At 60.4% G+C, this 15,152-nt stretch carries 16 protein-coding genes; 7 read left to right on the forward strand and 9 right to left on the reverse strand.

Going from position 1 to position 15,152, the window contains the following annotated elements:
* Positions 1 to 4: 4 nt before the first annotated feature.
* Positions 5 to 688 carry a DUF2059 domain-containing protein gene (locus tag ACFOZ5_RS04145; protein ID WP_379885608.1) on the forward strand — a complete coding sequence of 228 codons (684 nt, stop codon included), beginning with the start codon at positions 5 to 7 and terminating at the stop codon, positions 686 to 688.
* A complete protein-coding gene (gene mtgA, locus ACFOZ5_RS04150) occupies positions 685 to 1,377 on the forward strand; it encodes a monofunctional biosynthetic peptidoglycan transglycosylase (RefSeq protein ID WP_379885609.1) in 693 nt (230 codons plus the stop codon). The genes ACFOZ5_RS04145 and mtgA overlap by 4 nt, the downstream gene beginning before the upstream one ends.
* A gap of 40 nt (positions 1,378 to 1,417) precedes the next feature.
* Here mtgA and ACFOZ5_RS04155 read toward each other — a convergent pair whose 3' ends face one another.
* The 5 genes from ACFOZ5_RS04155 to ACFOZ5_RS04175 all read right to left on the reverse strand — a co-directional run bounded on the left by ACFOZ5_RS04155 (position 1,418) and on the right by ACFOZ5_RS04175 (position 6,368).
* The gene (locus ACFOZ5_RS04155) at positions 1,418 to 1,870 is read right to left on the reverse strand and encodes an MgtC/SapB family protein (RefSeq protein WP_379885611.1); all 453 of its coding nucleotides are present in this window, start codon (positions 1,868 to 1,870) and stop codon (positions 1,418 to 1,420) included.
* 149 nt (positions 1,871 to 2,019) lie between these two features.
* Positions 2,020 to 2,601, reverse strand: a complete 582-nt coding sequence (locus ACFOZ5_RS04160; RefSeq protein WP_379885613.1) for an outer membrane beta-barrel protein — start codon at positions 2,599 to 2,601, stop codon at positions 2,020 to 2,022.
* 317 nt (positions 2,602 to 2,918) lie between these two features.
* Positions 2,919 to 4,697: a GMC oxidoreductase gene (locus ACFOZ5_RS04165; RefSeq protein ID WP_379885615.1), complete on the reverse strand. Its 1,779-nt coding sequence runs from the start codon at positions 4,695 to 4,697 to the stop codon at positions 2,919 to 2,921.
* Positions 4,690 to 5,625 carry a hypothetical protein gene (locus ACFOZ5_RS04170; protein WP_379885617.1) on the reverse strand — a complete coding sequence of 312 codons (936 nt, stop codon included), beginning with the start codon at positions 5,623 to 5,625 and terminating at the stop codon, positions 4,690 to 4,692. The genes ACFOZ5_RS04165 and ACFOZ5_RS04170 overlap by 8 nt, the downstream gene beginning before the upstream one ends.
* 572 nt (positions 5,626 to 6,197) lie before the next feature.
* A complete protein-coding gene (locus tag ACFOZ5_RS04175) occupies positions 6,198 to 6,368 on the reverse strand; it encodes a hypothetical protein (RefSeq protein WP_379885619.1) in 171 nt (56 codons plus the stop codon).
* A gap of 222 nt (positions 6,369 to 6,590) precedes the next feature.
* Between ACFOZ5_RS04175 and alkB the strand changes: the two genes are divergently transcribed.
* Positions 6,591 to 7,247: a DNA oxidative demethylase AlkB gene (alkB, locus tag ACFOZ5_RS04180; RefSeq protein WP_379885621.1), complete on the forward strand. Its 657-nt coding sequence runs from the start codon at positions 6,591 to 6,593 to the stop codon at positions 7,245 to 7,247.
* A gap of 22 nt (positions 7,248 to 7,269) precedes the next feature.
* Here alkB and ACFOZ5_RS04185 read toward each other — a convergent pair whose 3' ends face one another.
* Both ACFOZ5_RS04185 and ACFOZ5_RS04190 read right to left on the reverse strand, forming a co-directional pair.
* On the reverse strand, positions 7,270 to 7,548 hold the full coding sequence (locus ACFOZ5_RS04185) for a peptidylprolyl isomerase (RefSeq protein WP_379885623.1): 279 nt from the start codon (positions 7,546 to 7,548) through the stop codon (positions 7,270 to 7,272).
* A gap of 132 nt (positions 7,549 to 7,680) precedes the next feature.
* A complete protein-coding gene (locus ACFOZ5_RS04190) occupies positions 7,681 to 7,863 on the reverse strand; it encodes a hypothetical protein (protein WP_379885625.1) in 183 nt (60 codons plus the stop codon).
* A gap of 174 nt (positions 7,864 to 8,037) precedes the next feature.
* On the opposite strand from ACFOZ5_RS04190, the gene ACFOZ5_RS04195 reads away from it, so the two are divergent.
* Positions 8,038 to 8,946 carry a LysR family transcriptional regulator gene (locus ACFOZ5_RS04195; RefSeq protein ID WP_379885627.1) on the forward strand — a complete coding sequence of 303 codons (909 nt, stop codon included), beginning with the start codon at positions 8,038 to 8,040 and terminating at the stop codon, positions 8,944 to 8,946.
* A gap of 34 nt (positions 8,947 to 8,980) precedes the next feature.
* A complete protein-coding gene (locus ACFOZ5_RS04200; protein ID WP_379885628.1) occupies positions 8,981 to 9,877 on the forward strand; it encodes an NAD-dependent protein deacetylase in 897 nt (298 codons plus the stop codon).
* Positions 9,878 to 10,007: 130 nt separating this feature from the next.
* Here ACFOZ5_RS04200 and ACFOZ5_RS04205 read toward each other — a convergent pair whose 3' ends face one another.
* Entirely contained in the window at positions 10,008 to 11,786 is a 1,779-nt protein-coding gene (locus ACFOZ5_RS04205; protein ID WP_379885630.1) for a GMC oxidoreductase, read from the reverse strand.
* Positions 11,786 to 12,676, reverse strand: a complete 891-nt coding sequence (locus ACFOZ5_RS04210) for a hypothetical protein (RefSeq protein WP_379885631.1) — start codon at positions 12,674 to 12,676, stop codon at positions 11,786 to 11,788. Before ACFOZ5_RS04210 ends, ACFOZ5_RS04205 begins: the two co-directional genes overlap by 1 nt.
* A 755-nt stretch (positions 12,677 to 13,431) precedes the next feature.
* On the opposite strand from ACFOZ5_RS04210, the gene ACFOZ5_RS04215 reads away from it, so the two are divergent.
* Together ACFOZ5_RS04215 and cfa are read left to right on the forward strand one after the other, a co-directional pair.
* Positions 13,432 to 13,794 carry a hypothetical protein gene (locus tag ACFOZ5_RS04215; protein ID WP_379885632.1) on the forward strand — a complete coding sequence of 121 codons (363 nt, stop codon included), beginning with the start codon at positions 13,432 to 13,434 and terminating at the stop codon, positions 13,792 to 13,794.
* Between the two features lie 185 nt (positions 13,795 to 13,979).
* Positions 13,980 to 15,134: a cyclopropane fatty acyl phospholipid synthase gene (cfa, locus tag ACFOZ5_RS04220; RefSeq protein WP_379885634.1), complete on the forward strand. Its 1,155-nt coding sequence runs from the start codon at positions 13,980 to 13,982 to the stop codon at positions 15,132 to 15,134.
* Positions 15,135 to 15,152 lie beyond the last annotated feature (18 nt).

The raw sequence follows: 15,152 nt of genomic DNA on the forward strand, positions 1-15,152 counted from the left end.
GGCCATGCTGAAAGCCGGTATTCGTGACGGGCTGGCTGGTACCGGGCAGGTCGACCCGTTTGTGGCCGAGACCATCGCCGGCATTGGTAGCCGTGCATTCAGTCCCCGGCAGATCCGCGCGAGCCTGGCTTCCGGCCTCGCGGAAGATCTGGACACGTCGCAACTGGAAGTGGTGCAGGCCTGGTACCAGTCTGACCTGGGCCAGCGCATCGCCGGAGCCGAGGCGGACGCAGCAGCGCCGGCCGCCTGGGAATCTGTCCGGGCGGCGGCGCCCTCTCTGCGGGATCAATTCAATGGTACCCCCCGTGAGGCGCTGTTTGCGCGCTATGACCGGGCCACGGGGGCCACAGACACCGCTGTGGAAACCGCCATGGCCGTTCAGCTCGAGCTGGCCGGGTCTCTGGCTTCACTGAGCAAGGAGGATTCCGCCGAATCGGTAAGGGCCCAGATCGAGGGTAATCGCCCGGCGATTGAACGTCAGGTGCAGGAGCAGGTCTATCTGGCGTTCCTGTCCATGTACGAGCCATTCTCGGAAGAGGACCTGGAGGCCTACCTCGGGTTCCTGGAATCCGGCGCCGGGAAGGCGTATACCGCCAGTGCTGGCGATGCCATCCACGACGCCATCATGGGGCCGGTATCCTCGGTGGGAAACCAGCTTGTCCGGATGTTGGGGGCGAGTAGCCGATGAAGGTAGTGAGGATCACCCTGCGGTGGCTTTTCCTCCTGGTTCTACTGGTTCTCGGCCTGACCCTGCTGGTGCTGCTGCTCTTCCGTTTTGTGAATCCGCCCACCACCGCCTTTATCGTGGGCTATCAGATCGAATCCGGGTCGCCGTCCGGCGTTCGCCAGACCTGGGTGCCGCTGGAGGAGATCTCGCCCTGGATGCCATTGGCCGTAATCGCCAGCGAAGACCAGCGCTTCCTCAGCCACTGGGGTGTCGATACCAACGCCATTGTCGCGGCGGTCAATGACTTCCGGGACGGCGATGGACTGCGTGGTGCCAGCACCATTACCCAGCAAACCGCCAAGAACCTTTTTCTGTGGGGCGGGCGAAGCTATTTCCGCAAGGGTGTCGAAGCTGTGCTGGCAATGGCCATGGACGGACTCTGGCCAAAGCGGCGGATTATGGAAGTCTACCTCAATGTGGCTGAATTCGGTCCGGGGCTCTATGGGGTCGAGGCCGCCAGTCAGGCCCATTTCGGCGTGTCAGCGGATCAGCTGACGGCCATCCAGGCAGCACGTTTGGCAGCGGTGTTGCCGAACCCCAAGGTGTTTGACGCCAGCCATCCTTCTCCCTACGTCTGGGAACGGGTGTCCTGGATCCGGCGGCAGATGGACCAGCTGGGCGGTACCCGGCTGGTCGGCAACTTCTACTAGTGTCCCGCGCAGTAGGTCAGCGATTTAGCCGCACGGCACACTATTCGTCCAGAACTTCCTTCTCGAACAGACCCAGTATGGTCATGGTTGCCAGGGCAAAGGCAGCCGTCAGTCCGGCCAGAGGCAGGTTGCCCACCCCGCTGGCAACACCCACGGCCCCGGCGATCCAGATGGAAGCGCCGGTAGTGATACCCTGCACGTTGCCCCGGGCCTGGATGATGGTCCCTGCGCCCAGAAAGCCGATGCCTCCGACGACACCTTCAACAATGCGGGTGGGATCAATCCGTGCGGATGGATCGCCAGTAGCCGTGGCGTACAGGATTTCCATGCCCACCATGACGAAAGCCGCCGAGCCCATGGCTACCAGCATGTGGGAGCGTAGACCCGCAGGTTTGCCCCGTAGCTCCCGCTCAATGCCCAGCAGGAAACCCAGTCCTGTGGCGATGGACAAACGGATCAACAGGTCGATCAATGGCAGTTCGGATTGATCCATCGACTCCTCCGTTGCATTGGCGTGCAAGTAAAAACGGGACACTGGGGCCCGAAAACCTGAGCCACTTAGTGTCCCGTCTGGCTCCTTCAAGCATAGCGTTACTGAAGGAGCCTGGCCTGCCGGTTTCCTTTCGGCAGCTCCCGGTCAGATCAGAACATGTATTGCAGGCCAACGCGGGCGGTGTCGAATTCGGGCCCGTCGTTGGTAACCTGCCCGTTGAAGTCGTCTTCGTCCACGTCATCCACATTGTAGCGGTTGTACTCGGCGAAGGCGGTCAGGGAAGGGGTGACCATGAAGTCGACGCCGGCACCGACGAACGGGCTTACTTCGTCGTAGGTTTCATCCTCGTCAAAGGCGCTGACCTCCATATCCGAGGCGAAGGCACCTACTTTGCCGTAAATACCAAAGGCTTCGGTGAGCGGCAGCCGGCCCTTGGCGGAGAGTGACAGGCCCTTGAGATCGGAGCGGACGTCATCCTCGCCGAACTTGCCGAAGTCGATATAGTCGGCTTCCAGGGCAAAGAACGGGTTGAACTGGTAACCGGCGGAAACACCGTACAGATCACGTTCGTCGTCGAATTCTCCGCCGTGGGCCTTATAACCACCGTAGCTGCCACTGACAAAGAAGCCAGAGCTGTCCCGTTCTGTCTTCCCCTGCGCCATGACCGCTGGCGCCGCGAAGATGGCAGTTGTGAAAACAGTCACACAGGCAATACCGGATGTCATTCGCATAGTACAGACCTCCCTGGGTCATCGGATGATATTACTACCCGGGCACGAGCTATGTCGCCCGACCCGCACATTCAAGGCTAAATCAAAACGAATAGGTTCCAAGTTAAAATCCAAGTACACTTTGGTAATGAGGCGTTAACTCCCAACTTGTTGAATATGTAAGTATTTATCCTGATATCCGGCAGGCTTTCGGAAGTGATTCAGGGGCATGCGGGCGGAGAGAAAAAGGCCGGCCCAGGTGCCGGGCCGGCAAGAGGAGGAAGGGCAGCCCGGCTGCGCCGGGCTGGTACTGCAAGGTCGTTACCGGAGGAACAAGGTCAGATTCCCCGTTCGATAACGGCCTGTGTGACGACGTCGTCAATGGAGCACACCGGGGTTTCACGGCCAACCCAGGGATCGCCGTCAAAGTACTTCTGGAAGATCTTCTCGGCGGTGCGGGTAGCCAGCGCCTGGGACGTCAGGGTGGGGTTGGGCCCCCCGATGGCATTGGGCAAGGCGGAGTGGTCCGCAATGTAAAGCCCTTCCACCGCGCGCGCCTCGCAGTTCTCATCAAGCACCGAATTGCGGGCACTGCTCCCCATGCGCATGGACGATTGCATGTGCAGCAGCACCGGATTCCAGTCCAGGCGGATGATTTTTGAGGCGCCGCCGGCCCGCAGGATTTCCGCGGCGCGATTGGTAAGGTAGTTGCGGTTGCGGATGGTTCGACTGGAGCGGTTGCGCTTTTCCATCTGCACCCGGGCCACCGGGCCATGGTCGTCGGTGAACGCCCGGGAGACATCCACACGGTTCTGGTATTCCACATCGTCATCGGTGAGGATCAATACCGCCATCAGGCGATTGGCATCCGACATCATGTCCTTGAGTTCAGTGCCATAGACCCGGCCGGAGGGCCCGTCCCAGGAGCCGGTATTGGACAGCCCATTGTTGTACAGCGAGCGGATACCGGTGTTGCTGTCGCTCAGATTGTTGGCGTGGATGGCCGGCATGTTGGCGGTATTCTCGATAGAGCCATAGCCGGGGAAGTCCGCCCGTGAGGATGAGGCCGGGCCCTGGGTTCCGCCGACATCGTGGGGGAATTGCCCCACTACCCAGTCGAGTGCGTGATCCGTCAGGCCCCGACCGACCCAGCCATTGAAGTCCGGCAACTCGCTGTTGTGCCACAGGCGCGGGTTTTCGATACAGCCGCCGGCCATAATCACTACCCGGGCCTCTTCGCTGCGAACGTCACCGGTGTTGGTGTCCCGCCATTCCACGCCCCGGGCTACCCGGGTCATGCTGAACCGCGGCCTTTCACTGAGGATGCGGGTGACATAGGCGTCTGTGATCAGGGTGATGGCTTTGCCTCCGGCCTTGTACAGGTCCGCCGTGAGTGCCATGGGAATATAGCTGTTGTCGGTGGAGCGACGGGCTTTCAGGTTCCGCGGTGCGCCCTTGGGCAACTGGCAGCCCTGGAAGCAGTGTCCGCAGAAGGTGCAGCCAGTGGCATCCGGGTAGCGCAGTTGTGAGCTGTCCCGGGTCTTACCGGCGTTGCCTCCCGGCTGCAGGATGGCGTTCTCCTGCGGGCGGAAGCCGGCCCGCGTGACGTCCTTGCTGGTGATGGGCGTGAGGCCGGCCGCTTCTGCACTATCAAAGAACGCTTTCTCCTTCCTGCCCATGGCGGCGGTCTGAACGGGCAGAGTGGCTTCGGTCCACTCATAGTAGGGGCGCATTTCATCGTAGCTGAAAGGGAAGCGGAAGCGTGTGTCGTAGAGATTGCGGTCAGCACCGTTATAGCCAGCGAATACGCCCGGCATGGCCCGGGGGCTGTTGCCGTAATAGTGCAGGGTAGTGCCGCCGACACCCGCCACCTGCGAGATGCTGCCGGGCTTTGTCAGTTCGCGGAACCAGCCGGGTTTGGCGGGGTCTGAGGGGCCCACCCGGAATTTGCCCGTCAGGGTACTGTTCATGTGGTTTTCGAGGTAGGACCACTCCTGTTCCGGGTTGGCGTGGCGTGCGCCGGCTTCGAGTACCAGTACGTCCAGGCCGCGTTCGGCCAGTTCCTTGGCGACGACGGGGCCTCCGCCGCCGGCTCCGATGATGATCACATCACGCATTGTCTGCACTCCTCCGTCCCTGGTAATAACCGATAAAGTCGTCTCCGCCATCCGGAAGGGGCGGCGCGTCCGGCTCATAGCCACTGAGTACCCAGCCCAGCGGGCGCTGGCTAACCGTCAGGTTCTCCGGATCAAATACCGCGAATTCGTTGTAGCTGGCGAAGCTGGCAATCCGGATCACGAACGATACGAATGTCTGCAGTACACCCGGGGCGGCTTCCCGGAAGTCACGATCGGCAATGGTCCATTGCAGGGCGTTCTTCAGCCAGGAACCTTCCCCGTCCAGTGCGGCCATCACCCGGCCTTTCTGTTCCCAGGTCAGGTTGGAAAAGGGGGCGATAAAGGGCCCTGTGCCCGGTTGCTCAATAACCTGGTTGGCCACCAGATTCAGGAGCAGGGACAGCATGATGGAGTTGGGAACCTCCTCTTCCAGGTATTGGCTCAGGGACGCATCCAGATTTTCCAGTATCCATTCGCCGTTTTCGCCCAGGGTGGCAGCGGCGTCGTCCGGAATGGCAAGGGGGGCGGCGTCCAGGTAAGCCCCGATGCCCGCCAGCAGCTGGTTCATGAACCTTGGCGGCAGGGGCACGACCCGGTCGATACCGCCGACAAGATACAGGTCGGCACGGGTTCCGATACCGCCCGGAATCGGTGTGCTGACACCCTGTTGTTGGGAGTAGGGGTCGTCACCGGGAACGGCAAAGGCGACCAGCCCGAAGAAGGTATCGTCGCGCAGTGCTTCCAGCGCGGCTTTGAGCTGTTCCGCGGTCCACTGGACGTCACCGCTGTCCAGGTCGGCAAAGGCCCGGCCCGGCACCAGCAGTCCCGGCGCCACCGCGGCGGCCGCGCCCAGGACACCGGAACCCACCAGTACCCGACGACGGCCGGGGTTGAGTGGGGGGTGTTGTGCTTCTCTCTCTCGTTTCACGAACGCCTCCTTGGCATGCTTCGTTGTAGGGGTGGCTTGTTTTAAGGCACACCTGTGTGCTGGAGCCACTCCGGTCTCCTGCGATCGGTTTGCGTTACAGCGAGCAATCCACGTTTGCAGTTCGGACGACCAGAGGCGACCGGTTGGTTGTCATACCCTGCGCATCCAAGGACGACTTGTCGCGAATAAGGGCATGAACAAGATCGCTACACTGAAAGAGCCCCGGAAAACAATCGGTTGCCTGACAACGGCCAGGCCACGGATCCTCTTCAGGGGCTCTTTCACTTCGCCTACATTATGCCTTCACAATGAGACGTTTATGTTAAGCGTCTCACTTAAATACAAGGTAATTCGTTACCGACCTGACTGAATTGCGGGGGTAAGGGAGCCTCGGGTAATTTGGTACTCAAAAAGGCGCCAGGGAACGCCAATGTAACGGAGGAAGTCTGTGGTCAGGGTTCAGCAAGATGAAGGTGCCGGCACTGGCAAGGTTGATGGCCGGGTGCCATGCATCCGTGGCCGGGGGGGGGCAGTCTTTGTCAGGAGCGCCCCCGATCGATGCGGCGGGTGGATCAGCGACGGCTGGCAGAATTCATGGCGTCACTGATGGCGCGAGCCTCGGCTTCCAGAACACGGTATAGCAGTGAGTTGCCCTGTTTGCTGGCGGCCATGAGCTGTTTTTGTTTGTTTTCGTACAGCCGGTTGAGAAGATCGGCCTGCTGGCTTGAGGTGACAATGGTCATGATGACTCCCCAATTATGTCAACTTATTTTACGACTTGCCGGGAAACTGGCACCTACCGGTTATCGAGCATAATTCAGGCCAGGGCTGACCAAAGGCGTTCCTGGTCGGTTCCTGCCGTGATGGAGGCAGCATTGCGCGCACCGACCCAGTCGTGAGAGCGCCGCACAGCGTTGTATAGTGACCCTGGGCGTCAGTTTCGGCTGTAAAAAAAGAGGTGGGCAGTGCCGGATTTATTTACAGATCAGGATATCCTCAACGAGCCTGGAGGGCCGGAACGGCTGGGGCCATGTGCCTTCCTGTTCCGGGAGTATGCGTTGCCGTTGGCGCAGGATTTACTTGATGGCATTGAGGGGGTGTCGGCCGTGTCGCCATTCCGTCAGATGCAGACACCGGGTGGTCGCCGGATGTCCGCTGCCATGACTGGCTGCGGCGATGTGAGCTGGATTACTGATAGAGGCGGATACCGATATAGCGCGGTGGACCCCGAGACTGGCAGACCCTGGCCGGCCATGCCTCCTTCATTTTCGGGGCTTGCCCGTGACGTTGCCTCGAGGGCGGGTTTTGAAGGCTTTGATCCGGATGTCTGCCTGATTAACCGTTATCGCCCTGGTGCCAGGATGGGGCTGCATCAGGACAAGGATGAACAGGACCTCCACTGGCCGGTGGTTTCGGTGTCTCTCGGGTTGCCTGCAGTCTTTCTGTGGGGCGGTCTCAAGCGGGGTGGTTCGCCAGCGAGGTTGCGGCTGGAACACGGGGACGTACTGGTGTGGGGTGGGGAAGACCGGCTTCGATACCATGGTATCGCGCCGGTCCCGGATGGCCGGTGTGGCGCCACCGGCCATGTCCGCTTCAACCTGACCTTCCGCCGGGCCCGGTAATCCGGGCCGCAACCATCAGGTATCAGGAGCGGCTGGTCACCTCCAGCAGGTGATAACCAAACTGGGTGCGAATCGGGCCCATGACGGTATTCAGCTCGCCGTTGAATACGGCCTTGTCGAATTCCGGCACCATCTGACCGGGGCCGAAAGAACCAAGATCGCCCCCGTTGCGACCAGATGGGCAACTGGAGTGCTCGCGGGCAACGTCGGCAAAATCTTTTCCGTTCTCGATGGCTTGCTTGAGCTCTTCGCACTTGGCTTCGCTGTCAACAAGGATATGGCGGGCGGTAGCCTGTGTCATGATCAGTTTCCTGTTCTGTGTATGGAACCGGAATGCTGCCTGCCCCATCTTCCCGTGGCAAGTGTTTTTGCGTCCGGCCAGCTCCAGTGTACCGTTTGGCCCGGCCGGTCGTCTGTTTGCCGGTCCCTGCGATTAACCTGCCGTCGGCCGAGTGGGGCCGATGTACAGTGCGATACGCTGCTGAACAGCGTGCATCCAGCGGGCCACCACTTTCACAGCTTTCCGGGCGGCTATGCGGGTGTACACCCGACGAAGCTCTACGGCGTTGTGCAGCACGGTGGAGGGGACGGGAGTTACTATGGCGCGATCTTGCATACGTCTTACCTCCTGAGGTTGGTTTGCTTGCATGATTCGGTGCCTCCCGACGAAAGGTTTCCGGCCTGTTCGTCAGGATGGTGGTATTTTGATCGCTCTTATCCGCAGTTTAAATACGTTAAACTGCATATTCCTGTTGCAAATTTGCAGTCATAAAAAACACGGGCACGGACTATGGACTGGGACTATCTGAGATATGTACACGCTCTCGCCAATGGGGGCACTCTGGTCAGGGCAGGAGAGCTGCTGGGCGTGCACCAGACCACGGTGCTCCGGCGGCTGGACCAGATGGAAGAAGAGCTGGGTGTTCATTTATTCGAGCGTAACCGGGATGGTCTCGCCCTGACACCTGCCGGTGAACTCGCCTTCCAGGAAGCGGATCGGCTGTCGATGGATATGGAGAACCTGGAGCGCCGTCTGGTGGGCCAGGAAGCCCAGCCGGAGGGCCGGGTGCGTATAGCCACCACCGACAGCCTGCTCAACGGGCTGCTGGCGCCTGTGCTGACAGAGGTGGTGGCGGCCCACCCGGGTATCGAACTGGAGGCCATTTCCAGCACCGATGTGGCCGGCCTGACCCAGCGCGATGCGGAGTTGGTGCTGCGGCCGACCAATCAGCCACAGAAGACCCTGGTGGGTTCCCGCATCGGTTGCATCAAATCCGCCATCTACGGCAGTCAGGCTTACCTGGAACAGAATTCGTTCGATGAATCCGACCTGCCAGGCGCTCACGTATGGATTGTACCGGACGAAAGCCTTGTGCACCTGGCAACGGGCCGTTGGTATCGACGTAACCTGCGCAGACCGGCAGCGACCATTCGCTGTAACAGCCTGTTTGGCATGTACAGCCTGGTCCGTTCGGGCGGTGGTCTGGGGGTGTTACCCTGTTACCTGGGTGACCGGGCCGGTGACCTGAGGCGGTTGTCCGACCCCCTTGAGGGTGAGAGCATAGATCTGTGGCTACTGGCCCACCAGGACCTGCGCAAGATGGCCCGGGTCCGGATTGCCCAGGACTTTCTGGTCGACAGACTCACGCCCCTGCAACCATTGCTTGAGGGTAGTGTCCCCTCAGTGGCTCTAGATTAACGAATGACCCAGACGGGACACCAGGAGGCCGGTAATGACATCCATGCGCCCCACCACACGTTCGGTTGCCATGCCCGGCGAGGGCCCTGAACCGGTGGAAATGGCCGCGGAGGAAGCGGCGGCGAGACTGGCGGAGTATATTCGTCGCCATCCCCGGCTACTTGTACTGACCGGGGCGGGGGTAAGCACGGACTCGGGGATTCCCGACTATCGTGACGCCCGGGGTGCCTGGAAACGTCGCCAGCCCGTGCAGCACCAGGCCTTCCTGTCAGATCACACACTTCGCCAGCGCTACTGGGGGCGAAGCCTGCTGGGCTGGCCGGTAATCCGCCATGCGTCACCGAACAGAGCCCATCAGCATCTGGCCGGACTGGAGGCGCTGGGCTACACCGATCTGCTGATTACCCAAAACGTTGACCGCCTGCACCAGAAGGCCGGTAGCAGGGCGGTAATCGATCTGCATGGGCGAGCAGATCAGGTACTGTGCATGGGCTGTGGTTATCGCTGTGAACGTGATCAGATGCACCACTGGTGTGCTGACCTCAATCCCGGCTTCCTGGACTTTTCCGCCGGTGCGGCCCCGGACGGCGACGCGGATCTGGAGGTGGATTTCAGCCGCTTCCGGGTTGTCGACTGTCCGGATTGTGGCGGTATCCTGAAACCGGATGTGGTGTTTTTCGGAGACTTTGTGCCGGGGGAGCGAGTCAATCGTGGGCTGGACTACCTTCGCGAGGCGGACGGCTTGCTGGTGGTGGGGTCTTCGCTGATGGTGTATTCGGGGCTGCGTTTCTGCCGTTACGCCCGGGAGTGGGGCAAACCCATGGCCGCGCTCAATCTGGGGCGCACCCGGGCTGATGACATGCTGGACCTGCGTCTCAACGCCGGTATTGCCCAGACACTCTCCCATTGTCTCAGGGCACTTGACCGCTGACCGTCAGGCACAAAAAAGGCCCGGCAGAAACTGCCGGGCCAAAACGACACTCTGCAAGCAGAGTGTTACCCCCAAAGGTCGCCAGAGTCCGTTCCGGCTATCGCTACCGGTTCCTGGTAGCGATATTCTCTTACAGGCCCCGATTGATAACGGCCTGGGTGACCACGTCATCAATGGAGCAGATCGGGCTTTCCTGTCCTACCCAGATATCGCCGCCGAAGTACTGCTGGAAGATTTTCTCCGCAGTACGGGTGGCCAGAGCCTGGGTGCTCAGGGTCGGGTTGGGCCCGCCCAGTGAGTTCGGCAGGGCGGAGTTATCTGCAATGAACAGACCTTCCACGGCCCGTGCTTCACAGTTTTCATCCAGCACCGAGTCGCGGTGGCTGTCGCCCATGCGCATGGAGGACTGCAGGTGCAGCAGCACCGGCGCCCAGTCGGTGCGAATGATCTTCGTGGCGCCGGCAGCCCGCAGGATCTCCGCAGACTTGTTGGCCAGGTAGTCCCGGTTACGCTGGGTGCGGCGTGAACGGCGGCGCTTGTCGATGCTGACCCGGGCGACGGGGCCGTGGTCATCCTCGAACACGCGGGATACGTCCACTTTGTTCTGGCTTTCCACGTCATCATCGGTCAGTACCAGGATGCTCATCTGGTTGTTGATGTTGGACATCATCTCCTTGAGCTCGGTACCGAAGACGCGACCGGCCTGGCCGTCCCAGGCACCCTGGCCGCCGACACCATTGGTGTAGGCTCCACGGATGCCGCTATCGCTTTGCGCCAGGTTGTTGGCGGCCACACCCGGGGTGTTCGCGGTATTCTGAATAGCGCCATAACCCGGGAAATCAGCGCGGGAGGAACAGGCTGTACCCGTGGCACCGCCCACGTCATGATCAAAGATGCCCGTTACCCAGTCCAGGGCGTGATCGGTCAGGCCCCGCCCAACCCAGCCATTGGGATCGGGCAGGTCACTGTTCATCCACAGGCGCGGGTTTTCAATACAGCCGCCGGCCATGACCACGACCTTGGCATCCTCGGTATGAACTTCACCCGTGTTGACGTCACGCCATTCAACACCCGTGGCCTTCTGCATACGACGGCCCCAGCGACGGTCCGACAGGATCCGGGTAACGTAGGCATCACTGATCAGGGTGACGGCCTTGCCGCCCGGTTTCCACAGATCGGCGGTCAGGGCCATGGGCGTATAGCTGTTGTCGGTCGAGCGGCGGGCCTTCAGGTTGCGAGGCGCGCCCTTGGGCAGCATGCAGCCCTGGAAGCAGTGACCGCACAGGGTACAGCCGGTTGCATTGGGGTAGTTCAGCTGAGATGGATCACTGGTCTTGCCGGCAGTGCCGCCCGGCTGCAGGATGGCATTCTCCTGGGGCCGGAAACCGGCGTGGGTAATGTCCTTGCCGGTAATCGGTGTGAGGCCGGAAAGCGCTGCCGCGTCAAAGAAGGCCTTTTCCTTCGTGCCCATGGCGGCGGTCTGCACGGGCAGGGTCGCTTCGGTCCACTCATAGTAACGACGCATCTCGTCGTAGCTGAACGGGAAACGGTGCCGATGGTCGTACATGCGGCTGTCGCGACCGTTGTAACCGGCAAACACGCCGGGCATGGCCCGGGGGCTGTTGCCGTAGTAGTGCAGGGTGGTGCCGCCGACGCCGGCGACCTGGGAGAAGGCGCCAGGCGAGGTTTTTTCCCGGAACCAGGCAGGTTTGGCCGGGTCTGACGGTCCAAAGCGCAGCTTGCCCGACAGGGAGCTGTTCATGTGATTTTCAAGGGCAGACCATTCCTGTTCTGGATTAGCGTGACGTGCGCCCGCTTCCAGCATCAGTACATCCAGGCCGCGTTCGGCCAACTCTTTGGCGACTACGGGACCACCGCCACCGGCGCCAATAATAATAACATCACGCATCAAACACTCCTCCGACCCTGGAAATAACCGATCAAGTCGTCACTACCGATGCCACTGGGCGGTGCATCGGGTGCATATTGGCTCAGAACCCATCCCAGCGGACGCTGGACCACTTCGCGGGTGGCCGGGTTGAATACAGCGAACTCGCAGTAACTGCCAAAGCCGCTGACGCGGAACAGGAACGCAACCATCAGGTTAATGACGCCAGGGGTCGCTTCCCGGTAATCCCGGTTGGGGATCGCCCAGGCAATGGCGCGTTTGAGCCAGGAGTGCTCGTTTTCCAGCTCTTCAAATACCTGAGCCTTCTGGTCCCAGCTCAGGTTGGCAAACGGCGATGGGAATGGGCCGTCGATGGAGCCAGCAATGCGGGTGGCAGCCAGGTTAAGCAGCAGTGCCGCCAGAACCGAGTTGGATACGTCACCCTCGAGTAGTTCGGTAAAGGTGCGGTCCAGGTTCTCCAGAATGTATTCGCCGTTCTCACCAACATCCTCAGAGGCCATCTCGGGGATGTCCATAGGCGAAAACTGCAGATAGGTGGCGATTGAGGCCAGCAGTTGTGCCTTGAACTCCGAGGGGATGGGAATCAGCAGGTCTGTACCGCCGGCCAGGTAGAGGTCGGCCCGGGTGGTGATGCCACCGGGGTAGGGTGTGCTGACACCCTGGTACTCGGAATAGGGGTCATCGCCGGGAACGCCAAAGGCGATCATGGCAAAGAACGTGTCATCTCTCAGGGCATTGAGCGCCGTTCGCAGTTGCTCAACGGTCCAGTCAACGGTTTCAACGTTTTCTTGTGGGTTCCACCACCAGCCCCAGCTGCGGTTTCCCCAGCCTGCGAATGCCATGCCGGGGTTTACGGCCGCTGCTGCGCCAACCAGGCCGGAGCCAATCATCAGTTGACGCCTCCCGGAATTGATCGGCTTATTTGACGGTTTGTCTTCTGACACAGGCACCTCCCTCACATTACTTATCGGGCCCACTGGAGATGGCTGTGCCGGCCATCGGGCCCTGTTTTTATTGGAGAAACTCCAGTTCCTCCCACATCGGATTACCGGTGTTTAACCGGAACCTGTATAGCAAGGCTAAAGATTAATTAAGACAAAACCAGTAAATGTCTCGAGAAATATGACATGTCTTACATCAAATACTTCATGTTGAGACACGGTAGGCGTTTTTTGTCTTGATGGGGTCGATGGAGTCACGGCCCGACTTGCCAAATGGCCTGTTTTATCCAGACCAGGGTACTAGTGTCCCGTGCGGTTAATTCGCTGGCCTACTGAGCCACTGAGAGCCTTGAGAGCGAGGCGCGGTGGCGAAGGGTTGGCGGCCGGCGCTCCGGTGGTTCCAAATCGAGTCAGCGCAACACAGCTCTCAAGGCTCTCAGTGGCTCCCGAAGGGCGCGACGCTGGGGCCTCTGGCCGGTGTTGCCAGCCCTTGATGTGGAACCACCACACCTGCGGACTGGCGCCTTGGCCAGAGGCCCCAGCGTCACGCAGTAGGTCAGCGAATTAACCGCACGGGACACCGGGTCTTTACCGGATCTTTACGCCTTTCCAGGCATGGCTTTACATCCCCCGCGTTAAAGTACGGAAAATGCCGGACAGGACAGGGTTTCCTGTATCCGGCAGCAGAGGCCAAAAGGAGGATCATGATGAGACGCTGGCTGATTGCCTTAACAACTCTGGTGCTTTTGGGCACCGCCCCCGTGGTCATGGCTGACCGTGATCACCACGAACGGGGCCGGGAATGGCACCAAGAAGGTGAACGCTCCGACGGGCGGATGAGAATGCGGGTTCGGGATTCCCATGAGTACCACCGCAGGCACCACCACCGGGACAACGGCTGGCACCATGGCCATCACAAGAAGCGTCGGTGGCACCATGATAACGACAGGCGCGACCGTCGGCACAGACAAGGTTATCGGGACCATCACCGGTACGACCGTGATCGTGGTGGAATCGTTATCGGCATTGGTGATGATCGCCAGGGCGTGGTGATCTGGAACCGATAGAATGGCGGGTCCCGTCCGCAGCCGTCCGTGACTTCCCGGAAGGTGAGTGTCGCTTTGGGCGTCATAGTTAGGAATATATAGGACCTTCCTGTTCCATAGAGCGTGCCAATTTAAAAAATGGGCGTTCCGGGTCTATTGTTAACACAGGTATGTAGTTTCTGCGGCTTTTCAGGAGGAAAAGTGTCATGGAACTGTCCAGGCAATCTGTCAAGGCAAGGCTCACAGGTCGATCGTCCATGCAGGACTACCTGCGGGATCTTCTGGCGAAAGCGGATATCTCCCTGGGCGGCGACAGGCCCTGGGATATGCAGCTCAACGCCCCCGGGGTGCCCGAACGCATATTCACCGGCGGTAATCTGGGGCTTGGCGAGAGCTATATGGATGGCGCCTGGGAGTCGCAGGCGCTTGATGAGTTCATCTGCCGGCTATTGAGGGCGCGCCTGGCCCAGCAGGTGCGCCCGACCCGGGTGTTGTTGCACTGCCTGAAAGCCCGCCTGCTCAACCGGCAGACGGTTGCCCGTGCCAGGGAAGTCGGCGAGCGGCACTATGATCTTGGTAACGAATTTTACGGGGCCATGCTTGATGCCCGTATGACCTACACCTGCGGTTACTGGAAAGATGCCCGAACCCTGGATGAAGCCCAGGAAGCCAAACTCGATCTTGTCTGCCGCAAGTTGCAGCTGGAGCCCGGCATGCGGGTGCTCGACATAGGCTGTGGCTGGGGAAGTTTCATGGCTTATGCCACCGAGCATTACGGGGTGGAATGTGTGGGTATCACCATATCCCGGGAGCAGGCTGAGCACGCCCGCCGAAAATACCCGCATCTTCCGCTGGAATTCCGGCTGCAGGACTACCGGGAGGTGAACGAAACCTTTGACCGCATTGTCAGCATCGGCATGTTCGAACATGTGGGTGAGAAGAACTACCGCACCTACATGGAAGTGGCCCATCGCTGCCTGAAGGAGGGCGGCCTGTTCCTGCTGCACACCATCGGTAGCAACCGGCGCACCCATGGCAATGATCCCTGGATTGACAGGTATATCTTCCCCAATGGCGAGCTGCCCTCCATCGGCCAGATTGGCGATGCGGTGGACGATCTGTTCGTGGTGGAGGACCTGCACAATTTCGGTCCGGATTATGACAAGACACTGATGGCCTGGTACCGCAACTTCGAGCAAGCCTGGCCCCGTTTCGCCGACGAGTTAGGGGACCGGTTTTTCCGGATGTGGCGCTATTATCTGCTGTCCTGTGCCGGAGCTTTCCGTGCCCGTGAGATCCAGTTGTGGCAGTGGGTATTGTCCAGAGGCGGTGTCTGCGGTGTGTATCCCCGCGTGAACTGATGGTTCCCACCCCCTGGT

This window comes from Marinobacter lacisalsi (assembly GCF_042651045.1).
Classification (GTDB): domain Bacteria; phylum Pseudomonadota; class Gammaproteobacteria; order Pseudomonadales; family Oleiphilaceae; genus Marinobacter; species Marinobacter lacisalsi.